Source organism: Streptomyces sp. ISL-100, assembly GCF_018614615.1.
Classification (GTDB): Bacteria; Actinomycetota; Actinomycetes; order Streptomycetales; family Streptomycetaceae; genus Streptomyces.
In genome coordinates this window covers 25,835-50,595 of sequence record NZ_JAGGOK010000066.1, presented here as the reverse complement: position 1 = coordinate 50,595, position 24,761 = coordinate 25,835, and the positions used below count along the sequence as shown (strand labels likewise).

The 24,761-nt window shown below is 71.1% G+C and carries 20 protein-coding genes; 14 read left to right on the top strand and 6 right to left on the bottom strand.

Translation table 11 applies throughout. The features are described from left to right. Positions 1–7: 7 nt before the first annotated feature. The 4 genes from J7E89_RS28250 to J7E89_RS28235 form a co-directional block, all read right to left on the bottom strand. Positions 8–883, bottom strand: coding sequence for a DMT family transporter (locus J7E89_RS28250; protein ID WP_214977279.1), 876 nt, complete (start codon positions 881–883; stop codon positions 8–10). Continuing rightward, positions 880–1,371 (bottom strand): YbaK/EbsC family protein, encoded by a 492-nt coding sequence (locus J7E89_RS28245; protein WP_214977278.1) that lies wholly within the window; start codon positions 1,369–1,371, stop codon positions 880–882. Before J7E89_RS28245 ends, J7E89_RS28250 begins: the two co-directional genes overlap by 4 nt. A gap of 59 nt (positions 1,372–1,430) precedes the next feature. Next, positions 1,431–3,053, bottom strand: a complete 1,623-nt coding sequence (locus J7E89_RS28240) for a penicillin-binding transpeptidase domain-containing protein (RefSeq protein WP_214977277.1) — start codon at positions 3,051–3,053, stop codon at positions 1,431–1,433. Positions 3,054–3,187: 134 nt separating this feature from the next. After that, positions 3,188–4,909: a dolichyl-phosphate-mannose--protein mannosyltransferase gene (locus J7E89_RS28235; RefSeq protein ID WP_214977276.1), complete on the bottom strand. Its 1,722-nt coding sequence runs from the start codon at positions 4,907–4,909 to the stop codon at positions 3,188–3,190. A 61-nt stretch (positions 4,910–4,970) separates the two neighbouring features. On the opposite strand from J7E89_RS28235, the gene rsmI reads away from it, so the two are divergent. The 7 genes from rsmI to J7E89_RS28200 all read left to right on the top strand — a co-directional run bounded on the left by rsmI (position 4,971) and on the right by J7E89_RS28200 (position 12,332). Continuing rightward, on the top strand, positions 4,971–5,873 hold the full coding sequence (rsmI, locus tag J7E89_RS28230; protein WP_308315629.1) for a 16S rRNA (cytidine(1402)-2'-O)-methyltransferase: 903 nt from the start codon (positions 4,971–4,973) through the stop codon (positions 5,871–5,873). 139 nt (positions 5,874–6,012) lie between these two features. Next, a complete protein-coding gene (locus J7E89_RS28225) occupies positions 6,013–6,420 on the top strand; it encodes a hypothetical protein (protein WP_214977274.1) in 408 nt (135 codons plus the stop codon). Between the two features lie 58 nt (positions 6,421–6,478). Next, on the top strand, positions 6,479–7,348 hold the full coding sequence (locus J7E89_RS28220) for a TatD family hydrolase (protein ID WP_214977273.1): 870 nt from the start codon (positions 6,479–6,481) through the stop codon (positions 7,346–7,348). A 167-nt stretch (positions 7,349–7,515) separates the two neighbouring features. Continuing rightward, positions 7,516–8,733, top strand: a complete 1,218-nt coding sequence (locus J7E89_RS28215; protein WP_214977310.1) for a resuscitation-promoting factor — start codon at positions 7,516–7,518, stop codon at positions 8,731–8,733. Positions 8,734–9,074: 341 nt separating this feature from the next. Further along, entirely contained in the window at positions 9,075–9,974 is a 900-nt protein-coding gene (gene rsmA / locus J7E89_RS28210) for a 16S rRNA (adenine(1518)-N(6)/adenine(1519)-N(6))-dimethyltransferase RsmA (RefSeq protein ID WP_214977309.1), read from the top strand. Beyond that, the gene (locus tag J7E89_RS28205) at positions 9,971–10,882 is read left to right on the top strand and encodes a 4-(cytidine 5'-diphospho)-2-C-methyl-D-erythritol kinase (protein ID WP_214977272.1); all 912 of its coding nucleotides are present in this window, start codon (positions 9,971–9,973) and stop codon (positions 10,880–10,882) included. The genes rsmA and J7E89_RS28205 overlap by 4 nt, the downstream gene beginning before the upstream one ends. 88 nt (positions 10,883–10,970) lie before the next feature. Then, positions 10,971–12,332 carry an acyltransferase gene (locus tag J7E89_RS28200; protein WP_214977271.1) on the top strand — a complete coding sequence of 454 codons (1,362 nt, stop codon included), beginning with the start codon at positions 10,971–10,973 and terminating at the stop codon, positions 12,330–12,332. A 169-nt stretch (positions 12,333–12,501) separates the two neighbouring features. Here J7E89_RS28200 and J7E89_RS28195 read toward each other — a convergent pair whose 3' ends face one another. After that, the gene (locus J7E89_RS28195) at positions 12,502–13,908 is read right to left on the bottom strand and encodes an MFS transporter (RefSeq protein WP_214977308.1); all 1,407 of its coding nucleotides are present in this window, start codon (positions 13,906–13,908) and stop codon (positions 12,502–12,504) included. Between the two features lie 50 nt (positions 13,909–13,958). Beyond that, positions 13,959–14,627 (bottom strand): TetR/AcrR family transcriptional regulator, encoded by a 669-nt coding sequence (locus tag J7E89_RS28190; protein ID WP_214977270.1) that lies wholly within the window; start codon positions 14,625–14,627, stop codon positions 13,959–13,961. Between the two features lie 109 nt (positions 14,628–14,736). Here J7E89_RS28190 and J7E89_RS28185 point away from each other — a divergent pair, with 109 nt between their 5' ends. The 7 genes from J7E89_RS28185 to galK all read left to right on the top strand — a co-directional run bounded on the left by J7E89_RS28185 (position 14,737) and on the right by galK (position 24,759). Continuing rightward, a complete protein-coding gene (locus tag J7E89_RS28185; protein WP_214977269.1) occupies positions 14,737–16,539 on the top strand; it encodes an ABC-F family ATP-binding cassette domain-containing protein in 1,803 nt (600 codons plus the stop codon). A gap of 229 nt (positions 16,540–16,768) precedes the next feature. Beyond that, complete coding sequence (locus J7E89_RS28180; protein ID WP_214977268.1) at positions 16,769–18,607, top strand: PQQ-binding-like beta-propeller repeat protein; 1,839 nt, start codon at positions 16,769–16,771, stop codon at positions 18,605–18,607. Between the two features lie 68 nt (positions 18,608–18,675). Then, positions 18,676–20,436 (top strand): PQQ-binding-like beta-propeller repeat protein, encoded by a 1,761-nt coding sequence (locus tag J7E89_RS28175; protein ID WP_214977267.1) that lies wholly within the window; start codon positions 18,676–18,678, stop codon positions 20,434–20,436. A 235-nt stretch (positions 20,437–20,671) separates the two neighbouring features. Further along, on the top strand, positions 20,672–21,346 hold the full coding sequence (locus J7E89_RS28170) for a response regulator transcription factor (RefSeq protein ID WP_214977266.1): 675 nt from the start codon (positions 20,672–20,674) through the stop codon (positions 21,344–21,346). Between the two features lie 256 nt (positions 21,347–21,602). Next, complete coding sequence (galT, locus tag J7E89_RS28165; RefSeq protein ID WP_214977265.1) at positions 21,603–22,637, top strand: galactose-1-phosphate uridylyltransferase; 1,035 nt, start codon at positions 21,603–21,605, stop codon at positions 22,635–22,637. Next, a complete protein-coding gene (galE, locus tag J7E89_RS28160) occupies positions 22,634–23,608 on the top strand; it encodes a UDP-glucose 4-epimerase GalE (protein WP_214977264.1) in 975 nt (324 codons plus the stop codon). Before galT ends, galE begins: the two co-directional genes overlap by 4 nt. Continuing rightward, on the top strand, positions 23,605–24,759 hold the full coding sequence (gene galK / locus J7E89_RS28155) for a galactokinase (protein WP_214977263.1): 1,155 nt from the start codon (positions 23,605–23,607) through the stop codon (positions 24,757–24,759). The genes galE and galK overlap by 4 nt, the downstream gene beginning before the upstream one ends. Positions 24,760–24,761: the final 2 nt, after the last annotated feature.

Below are 24,761 nucleotides of genomic sequence, written 5' to 3'. Positions count from 1 at the left end.
CGCCACCTCAACTCGCGTGGAGCATCAGGCCGATGCCGATCACCATCAGACCCGCCGCCGCGATCCTCGGCGCCCCGAAGCGTTCCTTGAAGAACAGTGCGCCGATCGCCGCGCCCACGATGATCGACGACTCCCGCAGCGCCGCGACCGGTGCCAGCGGCGCCCGGGTCTGGGCCCACAGGACCAGCGCGTACGCCGATACGGACAGGGCGGCTCCGAGCAGGCCGCGCGCGGCCAGCGGCCTTAGCTGGGCGAGGAGTTCGGAGCGGCGGCGGTAGAAGGTGTACGCCGGGATCGCGAGGCCTTCGAGGATCATCAGCCACGCGATGTAGCCCAGCGACGAGCCCGACGCGCGCACCCCCACGCCGTCCACCACCGTGTACGCCGCGATCGACAGACCGGTGGCGAGCGCCGCCACCAGCGCCGGCCAGTGCGGCCGCGAACCCCGGATGCCCCACAGGGCGACGCCGACCAGGCCCGCGCACGCCACCACGACGCCCGTCGTCTGCCACCCGTCCGGCACCTCGCCCACGAAGACCGCCGCCAGCACCGTCACCACCAGCGGCGCCGTGCCCCGCGCGATGGGGTACATCTGCCCGAAGTCCCCGAGCGTGAACGACCGCATGAGCAGCGCCATGTACGCCACGTGGAGCGCGGCGGAGGTGATCAGGTACGGCCAGGCCCCCGCCGCCGGGAACGGCACGAACGCGGCGGCGGCCAGGCCGATGAGGGCGCCGCCGCCCGAGATTAGCGTGAACGACAGCAGCTGGTCCTTGATGTGGTGTCCGAACACTGGGGGTCCTTGATGTGGTGCGCGATCGCGTTCCAGCCGGGCGTGCGTGATCGCGGCGATCAGGACCGCCGCCGCGACTATCGGTGTCACTTGGTCTGCTCGCGTACGTCCACGAGTGCGCCGCCCGCGTGGGCGATCAGGGTTTTCGGCTCCATCGGGAAGACCGCGTGCGGGGTGCCCGCCGCCGCCCACACCACCGCGTGGTCGAGCAGGCCCCGGTCGGCCAGCACCCGCGTCTTGGTGCGGTGGCCGAAGGGCGGGACGCCGCCGATCGCGTAACCGGTGGTCTCCCGTACGAGACCGGCACTCGCCCGCTTGACCTTCTCCGCGCCCAGTTCGCGTCGTACGAGCTCCACATCGACCCGTGACGAGCCGTCCATCAGGACCAGGACGGGCACCCCGTCGGCCTCGAAGATGAGCGACTTGACGATCTCGTCGACCCCGCAGCCGATCGCCGCCGCCGCCTCGGCGGCGGTGCGCGTGGCGTCCGGGAAGCGGCGTACCTCCAGCTCCGCGACGCCGAGCGTGCGCAGGGCTTCGGCGAACCGGGGGTGGGCCTGGCTTTCTGGAGTGGTCATGGCCCGCACGCTAGCGGTAGCTGTACGGGCCATGCGAGCCGGTTTCGGGTCGGCCGCCGTCAGCCGGCCCGCAGGACCGCCGCCACCAGCGGGCCCGCCGCGTCGCCGCCGTGGCCGCCCGACTCGACGGACGCCGCTGCCGCCACGTCGTCGCTGAACCCGGTGAACCAGCTGTTGGGCTTGCCCTGTCCGCCGACCTCCGCCGAACCGGTCTTGGCGCCCTTGTCGCCGCCGACCGAGGCCATCGCCTTGGCACCCGTGCCCCAGGCCGCCGTCTGTCGCATCATGCCGACCAGCTGGCTGTGTACGGAGGGGGAGAGGGAGCGGGACGCCTTGGCGATTTCCCGGCCGTCCAGCGACTGCGGCACGATGACCGGCTGTTTGAACGTGCCGGCCTTGGCGGTGGCGGTGACGGACGCCATGTTGAGCGCGTTCATCTGGACCGTGCCCTGCCCGATGTACTGCGCCGCCGCCTCGCCGCCGGTGGCCTCGGGGACCGAACCGTCCTTGGTGACGATCCCGGTCTGCCAGTCGAGTCCGAGGCCGAAGACTTCGCGCGCGGTCTTCGGCAGCGCCGCGTCGTCCTTGGTGTCGTCGATCAGCTTGATGAAGGACGTGTTGCAGGAGCGGGCGAAGCTGGTGGTGAAGGTGCCGTCCGGGATCTCGAACATCTTCAGGTTGTGAAAGCTCACGCCCTGGTACATCACGGTCTTCGGGCACTCGGCCTTGCGGTCCGCCCCCACCAGGCCCTTCTCCAGCAGCATCGCCGCCGTCACGATCTTCATCGTGGAGCCGGGCGCCTGCTCGCCCATGACCGCCGCGTTGTAGCCGTCCACGCGGTTGTTGGCGACGGCCAGGATCTCGCCCGTGCTCGGCTTGACCGCCGCGACCGACGCCTCGCTGTACTTCTTCACCGCCGTCTCGGCGGCCGCCTGCACGCCCGCGTCCAGCGTCGTCGGCAGCTTGCCAGGTTTGCCCTTGGTGAGAGTGAGCAAGGTCCTGGCGGGCGCCTCGCTGCCGGCGCTCTCGACGGCCAGCTCGATGCCGGGCTTCCCGCCCGCCTTCTCGCCGTACTTCTCCCGCAGCGCGTCCAGTACGGGCCCGAGCGACGGGTACTTCTCCTTCGTCAGCTCGGCGCCGTTGCGGTCGACCGCCTTGATGGGCGGGGCCGAGGCCTCGCCCGCCCTCAGCACCTCACCCTCCTTCAGGTCGGGGTGGACGACCGACGACTTCCAGTCGACCAGCGCCTTGCCCGAGGTCGTTCCCCGCACGACGGTCAGCTCGGACTCGTACGAGAACGCCTTGCTCTTGCCCTTGTACGTCACCGTGGCATCGGCGGTGAACGGCACCTTCGCACCCACCGGCGTGCCCGGGGTCAGCTTCACCTCGCTGATGTGCGCCTCGTCGCGGTAGGCGAACAGCGCGGGCTGCGCGGCGGCGGCGTTGTTGGTCAGATCAGCGGCCACGCGGGCGTCACCCTCTGCCAAGGCGGCGAGGAAGTCCTTCGAGGTCTGCGCGATCTCGTCCGCGCTCGGTGGCCCCGATCTCTCCGGCGCCGAGAGGGTCGTGGTGTCCGGATCGCCGGCCTCACCGCTCACCATGGAGTACGCCCCGAATCCCACGCCTGTGGCCGCGACCACGAACACTCCGCCGACTATGGCGACCTTCGCTCCACTGCGCATGCTGTGCAGTCCCCTCCCCAGGAGTCCCCCGCTCCCTGAACTGAACATGTTCAAGAAGTGCTGTAGCGCACTGTACGGGACCACAGTGACACCAGGGGTGACTGTTACAGGACCGGGACGAACCCCCCCGGCGGTCATACCCACGTGTCGAGCCAGATGCGGTTGCGCCAGTCGTCTATGGGGAGGGTCTGGCCGGTGTAGATCGGCCAGAAGTAGATGAAGTTCCAGATGATGAGCAGTACGAGCACTCCCGCGCCCACCGCGCCCGCCGCGCGCCGCCGCTCGTTCGAGCCGGGTGGTCCCAGCATCGCGCCGATCATCATCGCCAGCGCCAGACACAGGAACGGCACGAAGACGACGGCGTAGAAGAGGAAGATCGTCCGCTCCTGGTAGAAGAACCAGGGCACCCATCCCGCCGCGATGCCGCACGCGATCGCCCCCGCCCGCCAGTCGCGCCGGAACGCCCAGCGCCACAGCACGTACAGGACCGCGAAACAGGCCGCCCACCACAGCAGCGGGGTGCCGAGCGCCAGCACCTCCTGGGCGCAGTCGCTCTTCTCGCTCGCCGGGCAGCCCTCCTCGCCGGGCTTCGGCGACTCGTAGAAGTACGAGACCGGGCGGCCCAGGACGATCCAGCTCCACGGGTTCGACTGGTAGGTGTGACCGGACGTCAGGTTGACGTGGAAGCTGTAGACCTCGGTCTCGTAGTGCCACAGGCTGCGCAGCCAGTCGGGCAGCCAGGTCCAGTTGCCGCCCCTGCCGTCCCCCTGGGCCCAGTTGCGGTAGTAGCCGCCCTTGGTGACGATCCAGCCCGTCCAGGAGGCGACGTACGTCACGAAGGTGACCACGACCGTCGAGACGAACGCCGGCAGGATGTCCCGCTTCAGCACCGACAGGTAGGGCCACACCGCGCCCGCCGTCTTGCGCGCGCCCACGTCCCACAGCACCGTCAGCAGCCCGAACGCCGCCAGGGTCATCAGGCCGTTCCACTTCGTGCCGAAGGCAAGACCCAGGCACACCCCCGCCGCGATCCGCCACGGCCGCCACCCCAGCCGCAGCGTGTCCGCGACCTCGGCGTCCGGGCGCAGCACGCCTTCGTCGTCGCACGGGAGCGCCGCCGCGATCCTGCGCCGCGACCGGTCCCTGTCGATCAGCAGACAGCCGAACGCGCCCAGCACGAAGAACATCAGCACCTGGTCGAGCAGCGCCGTGCGGCTCATCACGAAGTGCAGGCCGTCCACCGCGAGCAGCGCGCCCGCCAGGCACCCGAGGAAGGTCGAGCGGAACAGACGGCGGCCGATCCGGCAGAGCATCAGGACCGACAGCGTGCCCAGTACGCAGACCATGAAGCGCCAGCCGAAGGGCGTGAACCCGAAGAGCTGCTCCCCGATGCCGATGACCCACTTGCCGACCGGCGGATGCACCACATAGCCGGGGTCGGCGGGGACCGTGACCCCCGACGGATCAGCAAGAATCGACTTGTCGATGTCCTTCGGCCACTGGCCCTCGTACCCCTGGTGAATGAGCGCCCAGGCGTCCTTCGCGTAATACGTCTCGTCGAATATCACCGCCTTCGGGCTGCCCAGGTTCCAGAACCGCATCAGCCCCGCGACGAGCGCGACGAGCAGCGGCCCGCCCCACGCGGCCCACCGCACCAGGTGCCCCGCGAGTACGGGTGGCACCCCGAGCACTCTCCAGACCTGGGTGCCGGGCTTGCTGTACGGCGGCACGAGCCGTTCCCGCAGCCCGATGACGGGCCTGGGTACGTAGCCGAATCGGCGCAGCCGCTGCTGCCAGGAGGGCGGCTGTTCCCCTGGGGCCCGGCCCTGCCGGGCTTCTGACGCGGTACTGGTCACCGCGCCATCGTAGGGAACACATCTGTGCGCGTCGTGTGCGCGCCCTGCGAGGATGGCTCTTGTGACTGGAACGACTGGAACGACCCCATCGGCTGGAACGCTCGTACTCGCCGGGACCCCCATCGGCGACGTGGCCGACGCGCCGCCGCGCCTCGCCACCGAACTCGCGACGGCCGACGTCGTGGCCGCCGAGGACACCCGTCGGCTGCGCCGCCTGACGCAGGCGCTCGGCGTGCAGACGACAGGGCGTGTCGTGTCGTACTTCGAGGGCAACGAAACCGCCCGTACGCCCGAACTGGTCGAGGCCCTGGAGGACGGCAAGCGGGTCCTGCTCGTCACCGACGCGGGCATGCCGTCCGTCTCCGACCCCGGTTACCGGCTGGTCGCCGCGGCCGTCGAGAAGGACATCAAGGTCACGGCCGTGCCCGGCCCGTCGGCCGTACTGACCGCCCTCGCCCTGTCCGGCCTGCCCGTCGACCGCTTCTGCTTCGAGGGCTTCCTGCCGCGCAAGGGCGGCGAGCGCCTCGGCAAGCTGCGGGAGGTCGCAGGTGAGCGGCGGACGATGGTGTTCTTCGAGGCGCCGCACCGCCTCGACGACACCCTCGCGGCCATGGCCGAGGTCTTCGGCGACGAGCGCAGGGCCGCCGTGTGCCGCGAGCTGACCAAGACGTACGAGGAAGTGAAGCGCGGCCCGCTCAAGGCGCTCGCCGAATGGGCGGCCGAGGGCGTACGGGGAGAGATCACCGTCGTCGTCGAAGGCGCCTCGGACGCGCCGCAGGACCTGGACCCGGCGGAGCTGGTCCGCAGGGTGCAGGTGCGCGAGGAGGCGGGGGAGCGCCGCAAGGAGGCCATCGCCGCGGTCGCCGCCGAGGCGGGGCTACCCAAGCGCGACGTGTTCGACGCGGTCGTCGCGGCAAAGAATGCGGCACGAACGGGCTCCGCGGACGGCAAAGGACTATCGTAAATAGCCAAAGCTTCCTAAAGGCACAGACCGCGCACCGGTCCCTTTCCCATGGAAAGGCCAAGACCGGCCCATATATCGACAGGCACCGATGCGCTCCCGCCGAAACAGGCGTCCACTGGACCAGTGGAAAGGAGCTGGCATGAGCGAGATCGCAGACACCGCCGGCGCAGGAACCACCGTTCACGAGGCCTACGCCTTTGCCTGCATGAGGTGCGGGCACGGCTGGGAGCAGTCCTTCGAGATACACCACCACGTCGACGGCAAGGGCCACGCATTCGTGACCTACACGGCTGACGGCGTACGCGTTCCCTCGCCGCTGTCCCGACCCACCTGTCTGAACTGCGGCGGACATGTCGTGCGGATCATGAAGGCGGGGCAGGTCTCGTCGATCAGGGAAATGCTGAGGGCCGCCGTAGTGGACGCCCCCATGGCCGGACCGGTGGTGGGAATCCCCGGGCCGGCGATCGAGGACGCACCGGGCCCGGTGCGAGTGAAGCACAACTGGCGCGTGGCCGATCTGCTTCACCCCTTCCACCACCGGAAGTGAGCCGCGGGCACGGCAGCGGCGGGCGGGAGGGGCGCGCGGTTTTCGTACGATCGTGACCATGAGCCCCAAGGACGCACTCCCGCCGCTGCCCGAACCCCTCCGGGGAGAGGTCGCCGATTCGCACACCCACCTGGACATGCAGGACGGCACCGTCGAGGAGGCCCTGACGAAGGCCGCCGCGGTCGGTGTCACGACCGTCGTCCAGGTCGGCTGCGACGTGAAGGGCTCCCGCTGGGCGGCCGAAACGGCGGCGGCGCACAAGAACGTGCACGCCGCCGTCGCCCTGCACCCCAACGAAGCCCCGCGCATCGTCCTCGGAGACCCCGACGGCTGGTCGCGGCAGGGCGCGCGGATCCCGGGCGGGGACGGCGCCCTCGACGACGCCCTCACCGAGATCGACCAGCTCGCCGCCCTGCCGTACGTACGCGGTGTGGGCGAGACCGGCCTCGACTACTTCCGTACGGGCCCGGAAGGCATGGCCGCCCAGGAGAGGTCCTTCCGCGCCCACATCGAGATCGCCAAGCGGCACGGCAAGGCGCTCGTCATCCACGATCGCGAGGCGCACGAGGACGTACTGCGCGTACTCGACGAGGAGGGCGCTCCCGAGCGCACCGTCTTCCACTGCTACTCCGGCGACGCCGCGATGGCCGAAGTCTGCGCGCGCAAGGGCTACTTCATGTCCTTCGCGGGGAACATGACCTTCAAGAACGCCCAGCACCTGCGCGACGCACTCGCCGTCGCGCCGCTGGAGCTGGTCCTCGTCGAAACGGACGCGCCGTTCCTGACCCCGGCGCCGTACCGAGGACGGCCCAACGCTCCGTACCTCATTCCGGTCACCGTGCGGGCGATGGCGGCGGTCAGGGGAATCGAGGAGGACGTTCTGGCGACGGCACTCGCCGCGAACACGGCACGCGCGTTCGACTACTGACGGCTCATGACAACACCGCGACCCTCCGTAGCCGTGTTGCTTTGGAGAGTGACCAAGGCTCCGCTAGTGTCCCGGCCCGCAGCGTCATCGGGGGCGGACCGGACTTCTGGAGCGTCGTGGGCAATTCGCAGGGCAGTCACCGGGCGGTGCGCGGCAGCGTCCGCGGCATGGCCGAGTACGGCACGTATGTGCCGTCGTACGAGCTCCGCGAGCCGCTGCTGCCGCGCCAGAACGCCGGGGGCGGCAGGGCGCAGGCCCGGCGGGCCGCCAGGCGCCGCAAGGCGGCCGAGCGCCCCGACGCGCTGCGCCGGCTCGTGCCGCAGGCGCTGGTCGTCGCGTTCCTGGCCGGCGGCACCTCGGCGTTCGTCGCCAGCGACAAGGCGGTCAGGCTCAGTGTTGACGGCGTACCCCGCACGATGCACACCTTCGCCGACGACGTCACGGAACTGCTGGAGGACCAGGGCGTCGAAGTGGGAACACACGACCTCGTGGCACCCGCCCCCGGCGCGGCGCTGGAGAGCGGTGACGAGGTGGTGGTCCGGTACGGCCGACCGGTCACCCTGACGTTGGACGGGCATCGGCGCCGGATCTGGACCACCGCCCGTACGGTCGAAGGCGCACTGCGCCAGCTCGGGGTGCGTACGGAGGGCGCGTACCTCTCCGTCGCGCGCTCCCTGGAGATCGGGCGCGCCGGCCTCACGCTCGACGTACGCACCGAGCGGACCGTGACGTTCCTGGCGGACGGGCGCGAGCGCACCATCCGTACGAACGCCGCGACCGTAATGGAGGCGGTCGAGGAGGCCGGCATCAGCCTGCGCGGCCAGGACACCACTTCCGTGCCGTCCGTCAGCTTCCCGCGCGACGGCCAGACGATCACCGTGATGCGGATCCGGGGCACGAAGGAAGTGCGCGAAGAGCCCATCCCGTTCGACACCGTGAGGACCGAGGACGCGTCGCTGTTCAAGGGCACAGAGGTGGTAGTCCAGGCCGGCGAGCAGGGATCAAAGAGGATCACGTACTCCGTTCGCACGGTCAACGGTGTCCGGCAGCAGCCGAGGAGGATCGCCGAGGAGATCGCGCGGCAGCCGGTCGCGCGACACGTGATGGTCGGCACCAAGGAGAGGCCGGCGTCCGTGGCCGGCGCGGACGGGCTCAACTGGAACGAGCTCGCCCACTGCGAATCCGGCGGCCGCCCCGGCGCGGTGGACGCGACGGGCAACTACGGCGGCCTGTACCAGTTCGACGCGCAAACCTGGCAGAGGCTGGGCGGCAGCGGCCGCCCGGAGGACGCGCCCGCGAGCGAGCAGACATTCCGGGCGAAGAAGCTGTACATCCAACGCGGCACAACCCCCTGGCCCCACTGCGGCCCCCGCCTACAGCACTGACACCCCCCTGCCGCACGCCACCACGGCCGTCTGCCGTGACGGCTGCACGGTAGCGGCGCCTGGAGGGGACGTGTCGGGGCGCTCCCCGCAGGGTGTCGAACGCAACGAGCCCGAATACAAAAACCCGTACCCGAACGTTCGGCACCCGAGGAGACGCCCCGGCGCGGGTCCGACCCCAGCGCCCCCGGCGCCTGCCCGCCGCACCGCCGCACGGTAGCGGTGCCTGGAAGAGACGCCCGGCGCTTGCCCGGCCACACCGCCGGCCCCGACGGTCGGCGGCCGGGCGCGGTTCCGGGGGCCTTTACGCTTGAGCGGTGAGCACCACTGAGCCTTCTGAGCCTCTGCCTGACCCGACGCCCGAGCCCACACCGGCCCCCCCGTCGGCGCCCGACTCCCTCCTGGGCCCCGCCGACATCCGGGAGCTGGCGGCGGCACTTGGCGTACGCCCGACCAAGCAGCGCGGCCAGAACTTCGTCATCGACGCGAACACGGTCCGCCGGATCGTACGGACCGCCGGCGTGCGCCCCGACGACGTCGTGGTCGAGGTCGGCCCCGGCCTGGGTTCACTCACCCTCGCACTCCTGGAGGCCGCCGACCGCGTGGTCGCCGTCGAGATCGACGACGTACTCGCCTCCGCCCTCCCCGCCACGATCGAGGCCCGGATGCCGGCGCGCGCGGACCGCTTCGCGCTCGTCCACTCCGACGCGATGCACGTCACCGAGCTGCCCGGGCCGCCGCCGACCGCCCTGGTCGCGAACCTCCCGTACAACGTCGCGGTCCCCGTCCTCCTCACCATGCTGGAGCGCTTCCCGAGCATCGAGCGGACGCTCGTCATGGTCCAGGCGGAGGTCGCGGACCGCCTCGCGGCCCGCCCCGGCAACAAGGTGTACGGCGTGCCGTCGGTGAAGGCCTGCTGGTACGCCGAGGTGAAGCGGGCCGGTTCGATCGGCCGCAACGTCTTCTGGCCCGCCCCGAACGTCGACTCGGGCCTGGTGTCCTTGGTGCGCCGCACAGAACCGATCAAGACCACGGCCTCGAAGGCGGAAGTCTTCGCGGTGGTCGACGCGGCCTTCGCGCAGCGCCGCAAAACGCTGCGGGCCGCGCTGGCCGGCTGGGCGGGCTCGGCGCCGGCGGCCGAGGCGGCGCTGGTCGCGGCCGGGGTTTCGCCCCAGGCCCGGGGCGAGTCCCTGACGGTGGAGGAGTTCGCGCGTATCGCGGAGAACAAGGGAGCAGCGGCATGACGGTGAAGGCTGCGGTCACGGTCCGGGTCCCCGCGAAGGTAAACGTGCAGCTGGCGGTGGGCGGCGCGCGCCCGGACGGCTTCCACGACCTGGCGAACGTCTTCCTGGCGGTCGGCCTGTACGACGAGGTCACCGTCACCCCGTCCGACACCCTGCGCGTCACGTGCTCGGGCCCGGACGCGGCCCAGGTCCCCCTGGACCGTACGAACCTGGCCGCGCGCGCGGCGATCGCGCTGGCCGAACGCCACGGGCTGTCGCCGGACGTACACATCCACATCGCCAAGGACATCCCGGTCGCGGGCGGCATGGCGGGCGGCAGCGCGGACGGCGCGGGCGCGCTGCTGGCGTGCGACAAGCTGTGGGGTACGGAGTCCTCCCTGCCGGAGCTTCTGGCCATCTGCGCCGAGCTGGGCAGTGACGTGCCGTTCAGCCTGGTGGGCGGGGCGGCGGTGGGCACGGGCCGCGGCGAGAACCTCACCACCCTCGACATCGGCGGCACGTTCCACTGGGTGTTCGCGGTGGCGGACGGCGGCCTGTCGACACCGGCGGTGTACGGCGAGTTCGACCGGCTGACGGCAGGCACTGAAGTCCCGCGGCCCGCGGCGTCCCCGGCGCTCCTGGACGCCCTGCGCACGGGCGACGCGACGGCCCTCGCGGGCGCTCTGGTGAACGATCTCCAGCCTGCGGCTCTGTCCCTGCGCCCGTCCCTCGCCGCCACCCTGGCAGCGGGGACGGACGCGGGCGCGCTGGCGGCCCTGGTCTCGGGCTCGGGCCCGACGACGGCGTTCCTGACGAAGGACGCGGAGTCGGCAGAGTCGGTGGCCGCGGCCCTCACCGCATCGGGCACCTGCCGCACGGCCCGCGTGGCGGAGTCCCCGGCGCCGGGCGCGACGGTCGTCGGCGCCTGAAACGGGGGCCGGGGAGGGGCCTGTACTCAGGGAGAAATGAGTACGGGCACCCTGTTCGCCGCCCGCGCGGGGGCGAGAGCGTACCCGCATGGGAAACAGTGTGCGCGAGCTCGCCGACCGGACACCCGCCGGGCGGGACCGGTACGTAGACCTGCTGCGCGTGGCCTCACTCGGCACGGTCGTCGCCGGACACTGGCTGATGGCCGCGGTCTCGGCCGACGGCGGCGTGGGGAATCTCCTGGCCGTCGTGCCGCAGCTCCAGATCCTCACCTGGGCGTTGCAGGTCATGCCCGTCTTCTTCTTCGTCGGCGGCTTCTCGCACGCGCTCTCCTACCGCTCGCTGAGCCGCAAGCACCCCGAGGGCGCCCCGGTGTACTCGGTGTTCGTCCGGGCCCGTCTCCAGCGGCTGCTGCGCCCCACCATGGTCTTCGTCCTGGTCTGGGGCGCCGCCGCGCTCGCGATCCAACTCCTCGGCGGCCAGGGCGGACTGACCGGCGCGGCCCTGCGCCTCGTGGCGCAGCCCCTGTGGTTCATCGGGATCTACCTGGCGATGGTGGCCTTCACCCCGCCCCTGCTGAAGCTGCACGAGCGCCACGGATGGGCCGCCTTCGCCGTGCTCGCCCTCGCCGCCGCCGGTGTCGACGTACTGCGCTTCGCGTTCGGCGTGCCGTACGTCGAGTTCCTCAACTTCGCCTTCGTCTGGCTCGCGGTGCACCAGCTCGGCTTTCTGCGCGCCGACGGACGCATCCGGATGCCGGCCGCGCTCGCGGCCACCGGCCTGGCCGGTGCCGCCGCCCTGGTCGCCTTCGGGCCGTACCCGCTGAGCATGGTGGGAATGCCCGGCGAGAAGGTCAGCAACATGGCCCCGCCCACGCTGGCGCTCCTCGCCCACGGCCTGTGGCTGGTCGGCGCGGTCGAACTGCTGCGCGCCCCCGGCGCGCGCCTCGTCGCCCGGCCGCGCGTCTGGCGTACGGTCGTCGCCGCGAACGGCTTCGCCATGACGGCGTTCCTGTGGCACCTGACGGCGATGCTCGGCGTGTACGGCGCGATGCTCGCCCTGGACGTGCCGCTGCCGGCACCGGCGAGCGCGGCCTGGTGGGCGCAAGTGCCGGTGCGTTTCGCCGCGGCTGCGGCGCTGACGGCGCTGTGCGTGGCGGCGTTCCGGACGTTCGAGCGGCCGGCGCGGGCCGGCCGTCCCACGGCGCCCGGCCGCTTCGCGGGCCCGGCCGCCGCTGTCGGCGTCACCCTCTGCCTGCTCGGCGTCCTGGGCCTGTCGATGGTCGGCTTCGCAGGCCTCCTCGAAGGGCGTACGGCGATGCTCATCGCGGTACAGGTCAGCGCCCCCGCGGCGGTGGCGATGGCCCTCGCGGGCTGGCTCCTGGTGGAGACGGCGGGCCGGCCCCGCACGCCACGCCCGACGCTGCGCGCCGGGTCCCGAGGGGGAGCGTAGACAGGCGAACGTTTCCCGAGAGCGAGCCCGCTCGGCGGGCCGAGCTGCCCGCGCGGGCCGGCCGGCAGGTGCTGCTGCACCGGGACGCGGCGTACGACAACTTGTTCAACCCCGCCGGTAGTTCCCGCGGTTCAAGAAGAGAAGCACCGGCTGCGCTCAGCGGCACATCTCAGCCCCTCCGGCGTTCGAGGAGCGGGGTCTGGGGCGGAGCCTCAGTTCGTGTCACGTCTCGCGCGGTGGCTCGGCCGTGCGGCAGCAGCGACGCCGGCAGCAGGCCGAGGGCGGCGAGTGCGGCCAGCGCCATGAGGGCGGGGGCCATCACCGGGGCGGACGTTGCCGGGGTCGCGCCTACGGCCAGAGGCTCTGCGGCGGACGCCTTCAGCAGCATCACGCTTGCGGCGACGGCGATACCGAAGGCCGGTCCGACGTTCATGGCGGTCTGTTTGAGCCCGCCGACGACTCCCGCGTATCCGGGCGGTGCGTCGCCTACGACGGTCCCGGTGGCGGTGACCATCACGGTGGCGAACCCCGCACCGAGCACGGCGAAGGCCACGCCGGTGACCGCCCAGCCGCTGGTCGGGCCGAGGCGGGACAGACCCGCGAGACCGAGGACGACAAGGACGACACCGGTGAAGGCAGTGCGACGCGGTCCGCACCGGCGCAGCGCGGCTCCGGCGACGGGCGCGCCGAGGATCATGAGCGCGGTCAGCGGCAGTACCCGCAGTCCGCAGGCGAGCGGGTCGAGACCGAGTACGTCCTGGAGGAAGAACGTGGTCACGAACAGCGCGCCGAACATGCCGCCGGTGGTGAGCAGCAGGATCGCCATCGAGGCTGTGACCGGTACCGACCGGGCCACTGCGGGCGGCACGATGGGGTGTGCGGTACGGCGTTCGTGCGCCACGAACACCACCGCGATGCCAGCGGCGGCGACGAGCCCGAGCAGCGTCGGCGCGGCGGTCCATCCATGCTCCGGTACGCCGACCAAGGTGTGCACCAGGACGGCGAGCGCGGTCGCGAGCAGGGCCGCGCCTGTGAGGTTGAGTCGCTGAGATCCGGTACGTGGCCGCGGCGCCGGCGCCCGTACGGAGAGGGTGATCGCGGCGATCGCGAGCGCTATGGGGACGTTGATCACGAACACGGCACGCCAGCCCCAGTGCGCGACGAGGACGCCCCCGAGTACGGGGCCGGCCGCCGCGGCGACACCGATCGCGCTGGTACGGATCGCGACTGGCGCGCCGAGCCGGTCCGCCGGGTACGCCAGCCTCAGCAGCGCCAGTGTCGCCGGTTGCAGAAGCGCGCCGAACACGCCCTGTACGGCACGCAGACCGATCACCCAGCCGACACCGGGCGCGAGTGCGATGCCCGCCGAGGCGGCCGCGAAGCCGAGTACGCCTACGAACAGCAGTCGCCGGTGCCCGTACCGGTCGCCGAGACGCCCCGCGATGACGAGGAGCGCGGCCACCGCGAGCAGGTAGCCGGTACTGGTCCACTGGACCTGAGCCACGTCGGCGCCGAGGTCGCGTTGGAGGCTGGGCTGCGCCACGAGCAGCACCGTGCCGTCCAGCGCGACGAGCATGGCGCCGGCCACACTGACCAGGAGCGCGAGACGCCGCCGGCCCGCTTCGGTCACCCGTTCACCGGGCCGTGATGGCCGAGATGAGCGTCGAGGGCCGCAGCGACGAGCTGGTCGAGCGGCCGGCCGGCAAGGGCTTCGCCCGTTGTTGGGGCGCCGAGGGTGAGTTGCAGACTGCCCCAGGCCCACAGTTGGGCGATGCCGTGCAGGTTCGACCAGAGGGCCGCGGCTGTCACGGCCGGCGGCGGGGGCCAGGCATCGCCCGGCGCGCCGGGCCGGTGCGGGGTGTTCTGCTCCGCCCGGTGCTGGGCGACGAGCCCGACGACGGTCTCGAACAGCGGGAGCGTGGACTCCCTGAGCTGCGGCTGGTCCGATGCGTGCTTCCCGCTGTCGAGCAGGTCGTGGCGGAACATCAGCTCGAACATGCCGCGATGCTCCTGCGCGTACCCGACGTACGTCAGCCCGAGAGCTTTCAACTGGCCGCGTGGGGACGTGCTGCCGCCGATCGCGGCCGCGAAACGGGCTTCGAGGTCCGCGAAACCGCGTCGGGCGATCGCGGAGAGCAGGGCGTGATGAGTGGGGAAGTACCGACGCGGAGCGCCGTGCGACACCCCTGCCCGGCGAGCGATCTCGCGCAGCCCCAGCGAGGCGGTTCCTTCGGACATCACGAGGTCTGCTCCGACGTCGATCAGCCGTTCCCGAAGGGAGCTCTCAGTTTCCATAGACAGTGTCTACCAGGCCGCTGTAGACACTGTCTACAGCGGTGCCGGGGAGGGCTCCGTGCGTGCCGACTACCCTGGAGGTTGTTTAACCCCCTCAACTGGAGTGTCAGTGGCCGTCAACCTTGTCAATGTCGAGGCCGTCAGCAAGGTCTACGGCACCCGTGCTCTGCTGGACGGCGTGTCCCTCGGCGTCTCCGAGGGGGACCGGATCGGTGTCGTCGGCCGTAACGGCGACGGCAAGACGACCCTCATCCGCATGCTCGCCAAGCTTGAGGAGGCCGACACCGGCCGCATCACGCACAACGGCGGCCTGCGCCTCGGGGTCCTCACCCAGCACGATTCGCTCGACCCCGCCGCGACCGTCCGCCAGGAGATCATCGGCGATCTCGCGGACCACGAGTGGGCGGGCACCGCCAAGATCCGCGACGTACTGAACGGCCTGTTCGGCGGGCTCAGCCTGCCCGGCTTCGAGCACGGGCTCGAAACCGTGATCGGCCCGCTCTCCGGCGGCGAGCGCCGCCGTATCGCGCTCGCCAAGCTGCTCATCGACGACCAGGACCTCCTGGTCCTCGACGAGCCGACCAACCACCTCGACGTCGAGGGCATCGCCTGGCTCGCCAAGCACCTCCAGTCGCGCCGCTCCGCGCTCGTCTGCGTCACCCACGACCGGTGGTTCCTCGACCAGGTCTGCACCCGCATGTGGGACGTGCAGCGCGGCGCCGTGCACGAGTACGAGGGCGGCTACTCCGACTACGTCTTCGCCCGCGCCGAGCGGGAGCGCATCGCCGCGACCGAGGAGACCAAGCGCCAGAACCTGGTCCGCAAGGAGCTGGCGTGGCTGCGCCGCGGCGCCCCCGCCCGTACGTCGAAGCCGCGCTTCCGCGTCGAGGCGGCCAACGAGCTGATCGCCGACGTACCGCCGCCCCGCGACACCTCCGCGCTGATGAAGTTCGCCAACTCGCGGCTCGGCAAGACCGTCTTCGACCTTGAGGACGTCACCGTCCAGGCCGGGCCCAAGGTGCTGCTCAAGCACCTCACCTGGCAGCTCGGCCCCGGCGACCGCGTCGGCCTCGTCGGCGTCAACGGCGCGGGCAAGACCTCGCTGCTGCGCGCCCTGGCCGACGCGGCCCGCACGCAGGGCGACACCCAGCCCGTCGCGGGCAAGGTCGTCGTCGGCAAGACGGTGAAGCTCGCGTACCTCTCGCAGGAAGTCGGCGAGCTCGACCCGAACCTGCGCGTGCTCGAAGCCGTTCAGCGTGTACGGGACCGGGTGGACCTCGGCACCGGCCGCGAGATGACGGCGGGCCAGCTGTGCGAGCAGTTCGGGTTCACCAAGGAGAAGCAGTGGACGCCGGTCGGCGACCTGTCCGGCGGTGAGCGGCGCCGGCTGCAGATCCTGCGGCTGCTGATGGACGAGCCGAACGTACTCTTCCTCGACGAGCCGACCAACGACCTCGACATCGAGACGCTCACGCAGCTCGAGGACCTGCTCGACGGCTGGCCCGGCTCGATGGTCGTCATCTCGCACGACCGGTTCTTCATCGAGCGGACCACCGACAAGGTGTACGCCCTGCTCGGCGACCAGACGCTGCGCAACCTGCCGCGCGGTCTCGACGAGTACCTGGAGCGCAGGCGGCAGATGATCGAGGCCGCCACCCCGGCGCCCGCCGCCGTCGCCGCGCCCGTCAAGAAGAAGGCGTCCGGCGACGCCCGCGCCGCCCAGAAGGAAATGCAGAAGATCGAGCGTCAGCTCAGCAAGCTCTCCGACAAGGAGACCAGGCTGCACGCCCAAATCGCCGACAACGCCACCGACTTCGAGAAGGTCGCCCTGCTCGACGCCGAGCTTCGCGAACTCGTATCGGGGCGCGACGAGCTGGAGATGCGCTGGATGGAACTCGCCGAGGACGCGTAGCAGATCCTCAAATCCGAATAACGAGCGCGTCACGGGCCGGTCCTCCCTTGGGAACAGGGGCGGACCGGCCCCTCGTTGGAGGGGGTCCAAGTGATAGAAAGAAGCCCCGCTCGACTGACGTAGATCTGCGGGGCTCAAGCCCGATTCGCTCCTTTCTGGGGGAGATACGCCGCCGGAATTGCGGGGGAGACCGAACGGGCGGCGGTCTCGTGTGAAGAGGTAAGCGCTGATGTCTCAGCCGCCCAACCAGCCGCCGCAGGGCGGCTTCGGAGCCCCCCAGGACCCCCGGCAGCAGCCGCCCCAGCAGCCGCCGCAGATGCCCCCGGCCCCGCCCGGCCCGCCGGCGGCCCCGCCGCAGCAGCCCCCGGCGCAGCCCGGGTACGGCTACCCGCAGGCACCGCCGCAGCAGGCACCCCAGCCGGGATACGGCTACCCCGGCCAGCCCGGTCAACAGCCCGGCCAGGCAGGCCCGTACGGCCAGCCGCAGCCCGGACCGTACGGTCAGCCGCAGCCCGGCCCCTACGGCCAGCAGCCCGGCCCGTACGGCCAGCAGCAGCCCGGTCCCTACGGCGGCTTCCCCGGCGCACCCGCCCCGGGCCCCGGCGGCACCGGCGGCGGCTTCAAGGGCAAGCCCGCGGTCATCATCGGCGCGGCCCTCGCCGCGGTCCTCGTCGTCGGCGGCGGCATCTACCTCGCCACCAGCGGTGACGACGGCGGCAAGAAGAAACGACCCGTCGCCGACGGCAGCAAGGACAACAAGCAGGACGGTCTGCCCAACGGCGGCACCGGCGACACCAGTGACGACTCAGCGGGCGGCCGCGATGCCGGGGACGACCTGAACGCCGGGCGCCAGTCGGGCGAGTCCAAAGTGCTGTGGCTGCAGAAGAACGACGTGGACCTGCCGCGCAACGGCGCGGACGTGTACGGCCCGTGGTTCACCGACGGCCTCGTCGTCAAGGCGATGTACAAGAAGGTCGCCGCCTACAGCACCACCGACGGCAAGGAGAAGTGGAGCCTTCCGCTCTCCACCGAGATCTGCGCGGCGCCCGTCAGGACCTCCGACGACGGCAAGATCGTCATCGGCGTCAAGAACGGCACCACCGAGAAGGCCAAGTGCAGCCAGCTCCAGCTGGTCGACCTCAAGACCGGCAAGGCGGGCTGGAAGGCCGAGGTGAAGAAGGAGGGGACGTTCGACCTCCTGTCCGACATCACGATCGCCATCAGCGGCAACACCGTCACCGCCGGCCGCACCGGCCACTCCACCGCCTTCAGCATGAAGGACGGCAAGGAGCTGTGGGGCAAGCTGCCCGGTGAGTGCCAGCCGTACGCCTTCACCAGCAGCGCCAAGCTGATCGCCGCCGCGGCCTGCTCCACCGGCGAGGCCGCCAGGAACCACGAGCGGATCCAGGAGCACGACCCGGCCACCGGCAAGGTCAAGTGGTCGTACCCGCTGGCCAAGGGCTGGTCGGTCGACAAGGTCTACTCCGTCTCCCCGCTCGTCGTGTCCGTGCAGGAGCGCGCCAAGAAGACCTGGAGCGTCATCGCGCTCACCGACAGCGGCAAGCTCCGCTCGGAGATCGACGGCGGCAAGGACAAGTTCCAGCCGCAGTGCGGCGGCAGCTTCGTCATCTTCGGCCGGAACCTCGAAGGCTGCACCGGCGTCGCCGCCGACCAGAACGCCTTCTACATGGCCACTGCCGAGAAGACGAGCGGCCTGGAGCGCACCAACGAGGTCGTCGCCTTCAACCTCGACACCGGCAAGCCCAAGTGGCGTTCCGCCGCCACCGACCGTCCGATGATGCCGGTGCGGATGGAGGGCGGAGAGGTCCTGGTGCACATGGACGCCTCGTACGAAAAGGGCGGCGCCCTCGCGACCATCGCGGCGTCGGGCGGCAAGCCGAAGACACTGCTCCAGAACCCGCAGTCGACCGCCGAGATCGAGAACAGCTTCTTCACGACGAAGGTCGCCTACGAGGGTGGTCAGTTCTACGTCGTGGCCACCCGCGTCAGCGCCAGCAACGACGAGGAAGAGAAGGAGACGAAGACCATGATGGTCTTCGGCAAGTGACGGCCGGTGACTGAGTCCCGGGTCTTCTCCCACGTCTTCGACTCCCTTTCTCCAGAGGTACGTACGCCATGACGCAGCCCCCGCCCCCGCCGCCGCCGAACGAGCCCCCGCAGGGCGGGTTCGGCGCCCCGCCGCCTCCGCCCGCCGGTCAGCCCGGCTACGGCTACCCGCAGACGCCCCCGGCGCCGCCCGCCCAGCAGCCGGGTCAGCAGCCGGGCTACGGTTACCCCTCCCAGCCAGGCCAGCAGCCCGGTTACGGCTACCCGGGCCAGCAGCCCGGCCAGCCCACCCCGTACGGCCAGCAGCCGGCTTACGGTCAGCAGCCCCCGTACGGTGGCCAGCAACAGCCGCAGTACGCCTACCCGCAGGGCATGCCTCCGCAGGGCGGCGGCGGCAAGAAGGTCAACACCACCACGGCCGTTGTCATCGCGGCGGTCGTCGCGGTGGCGCTGATCGTCGGCGTCGGCGTCTGGTTCGCGACCAGCGACGAGGGTGGCAAGGACGACCCGGCGCAGAACTCCTCCGCGGGCTCGACCGGCGGTGGCGGCGACGACGGCAAACCCGCCCCCGACGGCGCCGGCAAGGAAGAGAAGCCCTCCAACGCCAACTCCAAGGTCCTCTTCCAGCTGCCCGCCCCGAAGGTGACGGAATCGGTCGCCGGCGTCAACGGCTCCTGGATCACCGACAAGGCGTACGTCAAGAGCGGCCTCAACGAGGTCGTCGGCCACAACCTGGACAGCGGCGCGGAGCTGTGGAGCATTCCGCTCCCGGGCGAGGTCTGCGCGGCGTCGCCTCACGTCACCAAGGACAACAAGACCGCGATCCTGTTCGCGGGGCCGATGCCGGCGGGCAAGACATACTCGCCGTGCACCGAGGTCGGTGTGATCGACATCGACGCCGGCAAACTGCTGTGGCAGAAGTCGGTCAAGGACGGCGACGACAAGATCATGTTCAGTGAGGTCACCGTGGGCGGCGACGCGGTCGGCGCCGGCGGTACCCGCGGCGGCGCGGCCTTCGACGTCGCCACCGGCAAGGTCCGCTGGCAGCCGAAGCCCAACGCCGAACAGTGCCGCGACGTCGGCTACGCGGGCGGCGAGGCACTCGCCACGGTGCGCAGCTGCGGTTCGGCCAGTGCCCCGCAGCTCTCCATCGAGTCCCTGAACCCGAAGACCGGCGCGCCGATCGCCAAGTACAAGATGCCCACCGGCGTGGACCGGGCGAGCATCGTCTCCACCAAGCCGCTGGTGGCCGCCGCCGACGTCGGCGACACCGCGGGCGACGGAAGCGGCGTCTCCGACTTCTTCTCGATCGACGAGAAGACCGGCGAACTGCGCGCCAGGATCCCGGTCGATGCCGAGCAGTACGCCCCGAGGTGCCGCGACACCGAGGGCTGCACGAAGATCGTCGTCGGCAACGGCAAGATCTACGTGCCGACCGAGGAGCACGAGGGTGGCGGCGAGGGCGGCCGTACGAACGAAATCGTCTCCTTCGACCTGGCGACCGGCAAGCTCACCGGCGACCGGGCCGACGCGGGCGAGCGCTACACGATGCACCCGATCCGCATGGACGGCGGCAACATCATCGCGTACAAGTACCCGCCGTACGACAAGGGCGGCCAGGTGGTGAGCATCAACGGCGGTTCCATGAAGGAGACGCTGCTGATGGAGAACCCGGCTGACAGGGCGGTCCGTGATGTGACGACGACCTTCGTGGTGGACTCCGCCGAATTCCGTTACGCCGACGGCCGCCTGTTCATGGCGACACGCCTCATGAGCCAGGAGCGCGCGGGTTTCAAGCGCTACTTGGCGATCGGCTTCGGCACCGGCTGACGCACTCGGTATACCTGACACACAGGTCACAGCGGCCCCGGCAGTGGTTCTTCTCCACTGCCGGGGCCGTCCCATGCCACATCCGGCCCGGCAAGTAGTCCTGAATCGCGAGGAATTCGACAATCCGGGGGGCTTCTTACCAGTAAGGGGCGCGCAACGTCGAACAAGCGTGTAGCTTGCCGGGTCAGGAGGGCCGGGGGGCCAGCTCCAGGGGCAGGGGTATGGGGGATTCTCTATGGGCGTGCGGCTCATGGTGGTTGATGACCACCGATTGCTCGCCGAGGCGCTCGCCTCGGCGCTCAAGCTGCGCGGGCACCGGGTGCTCGCGGCGGCCGCGCCGACGTCGGGGGCGGCGGAGCTGGTCGTCAGCAGGGCGCCCGAGGTGTGCTTGTTCGGTACGGCGACTCCCGCCGAACCAGGGGCTTTCGACCCGATCGTCCGCATCAAGCACGAACGGCCGCAGGTGGCCGTCGTCGTGCTGGGCCCGGTGCCGAATCCGCGCGGCATCGCGGCGGCCTTCGCCGCCGGGGCGGCCGGGTACGTACGCCATGACGAGCGCATCGAAGGCGTCGAGCGCGCGATCGTGAAGGCCCGGGCGGGGGAGGCGGCGGTGGCACCGCAGCTCTTGCAGGCCGCGTTCGCCGAGCTGCTGAACCCGGCGGCGCAGCCGGACGACGAGGGGCAGCGGCTGCTCCAGATGCTGACGCCGCGGGAGGTGGAGGTCCTGATGCGGGTCGCGGACGGTGAGGACACGCGGCTGATCGCGGCGGGTATGGGCATCGCGCCGAGCACCGCGCGTACGCACGTTCAGCGGGTGCTGATGAAGCTGGGCGTGGGGTCCCGCCTGGAGGCGGCGGCCCTGGCGGCACGAACGGGCTTGCTGGATCGCGCGACTCCGCCGCAGAGCTGACCGCCGGTTTCGCCTGCGGCGGGCTTTCCCCTCCCCGCCCCTTCCCGAACTGGGGGCAAGCCCCCAGCCCCCAGACGACATGGACGCCCTGCGGGCGTGTCCTCAATCGCCGGACGGGCTCCAACGGAGCCCCTCCGGCGATTGTTCGTTTTCAGCTTGCCGTCGCGTCGCTGATCGGCATTGACGGGACTGTTCCGTTATGGTTGGTTGTGTTTGTTTATGTTGTTCAGTGGTGGGTGCGATGAGGAGCTTGCGTGTGAAGAAGACGTCGACCCGGCTGGCCGACGGCCGGGAGCTGCTCTACTACGACTCCCGCGACGACGTCGTACGCGAAGCCGCCGACCCGCGCCCCCTCGAACCCGTCGCGACCACCTCGCAGATCCGCCGCGACCCGCTGCTCGGCGACTGTGTCGCCATCGCCTCACACCGCCAGGCCCGCACCTACCACCCGCCCGCCGACGAGTGCCCGCTCTGCCCGTCGCGCGACGGCCGGCACAGCGAGATCCCGGCCGCCGAGTACGACGTAGCCGTCTTCGAGAACCGCTTCCCCTCGCTGGCCGGAGACGCGGGGCGCTGCGAGGTCGTCTGCTTCACCTCCGACCACGACGCGTCCTTCGCCGACCTGAACGACGACCAGGCCGGCCTCGTCCTGGAGGCCTGGACCGACAGGACGGCGGAGCTCGCCGAGCTGCCCGGGGTCCGGCAGGTGTTCTGTTTTGAGAACCGGGGCGCGGAGATCGGCGTAACCCTCGGCCATCCTCACGGCCAGATCTACGCCTACCCCTTCGTCACCCCCCGCACGGAGCTGATGCTGCGCTCGGCGGCCGCGCATCTGGCGGAGACCGGCCGGAACCTCTTCGACGACGTCGTGGAGCGGGAGCGCGCCGAGGGGACGCGGGTGGTGCTGGAGGGCGAGCACTGGGTGGCCTTCGTGCCGTACGCCGCTCACTGGCCGTACGAGGTGCACCTCTACCCGAAGCGGCGCGTGGCCGACCTGCGGGGACTCAACGACGACGCGCGCACCGAGTTCCCACAGATTTACCTGGAACTGTTGCGCAGGTTCGACCGGATCTTCGGCCCCGGTGAGCCGCCGACGCCGTACATCTCCGCCTGGCACCAGGCACCGTTCGGCACGCCCGACTTCGCGCTGCACCTCGAGCTTTTCACCATCCGACGTACTTCGGGCAAGCTGAAGTTTCTCGCGGGTTCCGAATCCGGCATGAATGTGTTCATCAACGATGTGCCGCCGGAGAACGCGGCAGCGCGACTGCGAGAGGTAGCGAGCGAGTGAAGCAGCAGCAGAAGTATCTGGTCACTGGTGGTGCGGGATACGTCGGCAGCGTGGTCGCGGCGCATCTCCTGGAGGCCGGCCACGAGGTGACCGTCCTCGACGACCTCTCCACCGGCTTCCGCGAGGGCGTCCCGGCCGGCGCGACGTTCATCGAGGGCCGCGTCCAGAACGCGGACCGCTGGCTGGATTCCTCGTACGACGGCGTACTGCACTTCGCCGCGTTCTCGCAGGTCGGCGAGTCCGTCGTCGACCCCGAGAAGTACTGGACGAACAACGTCGGCGGGACCATGGCGCTGCTCGCCGCGATGCGGGGCGCAGGAGTGCGGAAGCTGGTCTTCTCCTCGACGGCGGCGACGTACGGCGAGCCGGTCTCCACGCCCATCACGGAGGCGGCGCCGACCGCGCCGACCAATCCGTACGGCGCCTCCAAGCTCGCCGTAGACCACATGATCAGCGGCGAGAGTGCCGCGCACGGCCTGGCAGCGGTCTCGCTGCGCTACTTCAACGTGGCCGGTGCGTATGGGGCGTACGGGGAGCGGCACGCCCCCGAATCCCACCTCATTCCGCTCGTCCTCCAGGTCGCGCAGGGCCGGCGCGAGTCGATCGCGGTGTACGGCGACGACTACCCGACCCCCGACGGCACCTGCGTCCGCGACTACATTCACGTCGCCGACCTCGCCGAGGCGCACCTGCTGGCCCTGGGGGCGGCCGAGCCGGGCGCCCACCTGACCTGCAACCTCGGCAACGGCAACGGTTTCTCGGTCCGCGAGGTGGTCGAGACCGTACGCAAGGTCACGGGCCACCCGATCCCCGAGACCCCCGCGCCGCGCCGGGCGGGCGACCCCGCAGTGCTGGTCGCGTCCGCCGACGCGGCCCGCGAAAAGCTCGGCTGGAAGCCGTCCCGCGCGGATCTCGCGGGCATCGTCGCGGACGCGTGGGCCTTTGCCCGCCGAGAGGAGCAGGACGTATGACCGACGCCGTCATCAAGGACTTCACCGAGTTGTACGGCGCCGAGCCCGACGGGGTGTGGGCGGCCCCCGGCCGGGTCAACCTCATCGGCGAGTACACCGACTTCAACGACGGCTTCGTGATGCCGCTCGCTCTGCCGCACACGGCGGTCGCGGCGGTCGCGCGCCGCGACGACGGCGTGCTGCGCCTGCACTCGGCCGACGTCGACGGAGGCATCGTCCAACTGCGCGCCGACGAGCTCGCGCCGCTCGGCAGCGGCAGCGGCGGCTGGGCGGCGTACCCGGCGGGGGTCGTTTGGGCGCTGCGGGAGGCGGGCCACGCGGTCGGCGGCGCCGACATCCACCTGACGTCGACGGTGCCGACGGGCGCCGGTCTCTCCTCGTCCGCCGCGCTGGAGGTCGTCACGGCGCTGGCCATGAACGACCTGTACGAGCTGGGGCTTTCCGGCGACCGGCTGGCGGTGGTCGCCCAGCGCGCCGAGAACGCGTTCGTCGGGGTGCCCTGCGGGATCATGGACCAGACGGCGGCGGCCTGCTGCACGGAAGGCCACGCGCTGCACCTGGACACGCGCGACCTCACGCGCCGCCAGGTCCGCTTCGACCTGGCCGCCCACGGCCTCGAACTCCTGGTCGTCGACACGCGCGTCAAGCACGCGCTGGGCGACGGGGCGTACGCGGAACGGCGCCAGGGGTGCGAGGCGGGGGCGCGGGCGCTGGGCGTGGCGGCGCTGCGGGATGTTCCGTACGCCGGTCTGCGGGCCGCGCTGGAGAGTCTGGGCGATGAGCGGATACGCCGCTACGTGCGGCATGTGGTGTCCGAGAACCACCGCGTGGAGCAGGTGATCGCCCTCCTGGACGGGGCCGATCCGCGAGCGGTGGGCCCGCTCCTGACGGAGGGGCACGTCTCACTCCGCGACGACCTTCGCGTCTCGTGCGAGGAGCTCGACCTGGTGGTCGAGTCCGCCAACGCGGCGGGGGCGCTGGGGGCGCGGATGACGGGGGGCGGGTTCGGTGGCTCGGCGATAGTCCTGGCGGAGTCGTCGGCGTCGGACACGGTCACGAAGTCGATCGAGACGGCTTTCGCGGCGACCTCCCGCACACCACCCCGCATCTTCCGGGCGATCCCCGCCCAGGGAGCCCACCGCGTCGCGTGACC

Coding starts and splice junctions, on each gene's coding strand:
- J7E89_RS28245 (WP_214977278.1), bottom strand. CDS start 1,371: ATGACCACTCCAGAAAGCCAGGCCCACCCCCGGTTCGCCGAAGCCCTG.
- J7E89_RS28240 (WP_214977277.1), bottom strand. CDS start 3,053: ATGCGCAGTGGAGCGAAGGTCGCCATAGTCGGCGGAGTGTTCGTGGTC.
- J7E89_RS28225 (WP_214977274.1), top strand. CDS start 6,013: ATGAGCGAGATCGCAGACACCGCCGGCGCAGGAACCACCGTTCACGAG.
- J7E89_RS28220 (WP_214977273.1), top strand. CDS start 6,479: ATGAGCCCCAAGGACGCACTCCCGCCGCTGCCCGAACCCCTCCGGGGA.
- J7E89_RS28215 (WP_214977310.1), top strand. CDS start 7,516: ATGGCCGAGTACGGCACGTATGTGCCGTCGTACGAGCTCCGCGAGCCG.
- J7E89_RS28205 (WP_214977272.1), top strand. CDS start 9,971: ATGACGGTGAAGGCTGCGGTCACGGTCCGGGTCCCCGCGAAGGTAAAC.
- J7E89_RS28200 (WP_214977271.1), top strand. CDS start 10,971: ATGGGAAACAGTGTGCGCGAGCTCGCCGACCGGACACCCGCCGGGCGG.
- J7E89_RS28195 (WP_214977308.1), bottom strand. CDS start 13,908: ATGCTCGTCGCGCTGGACGGCACGGTGCTGCTCGTGGCGCAGCCCAGC.
- J7E89_RS28190 (WP_214977270.1), bottom strand. CDS start 14,627: ATGGAAACTGAGAGCTCCCTTCGGGAACGGCTGATCGACGTCGGAGCA.
- J7E89_RS28180 (WP_214977268.1), top strand. CDS start 16,769: ATGTCTCAGCCGCCCAACCAGCCGCCGCAGGGCGGCTTCGGAGCCCCC.
- J7E89_RS28175 (WP_214977267.1), top strand. CDS start 18,676: ATGACGCAGCCCCCGCCCCCGCCGCCGCCGAACGAGCCCCCGCAGGGC.
- J7E89_RS28170 (WP_214977266.1), top strand. CDS start 20,672: ATGGGCGTGCGGCTCATGGTGGTTGATGACCACCGATTGCTCGCCGAG.
- galK (WP_214977263.1), top strand. CDS start 23,605: ATGACCGACGCCGTCATCAAGGACTTCACCGAGTTGTACGGCGCCGAG.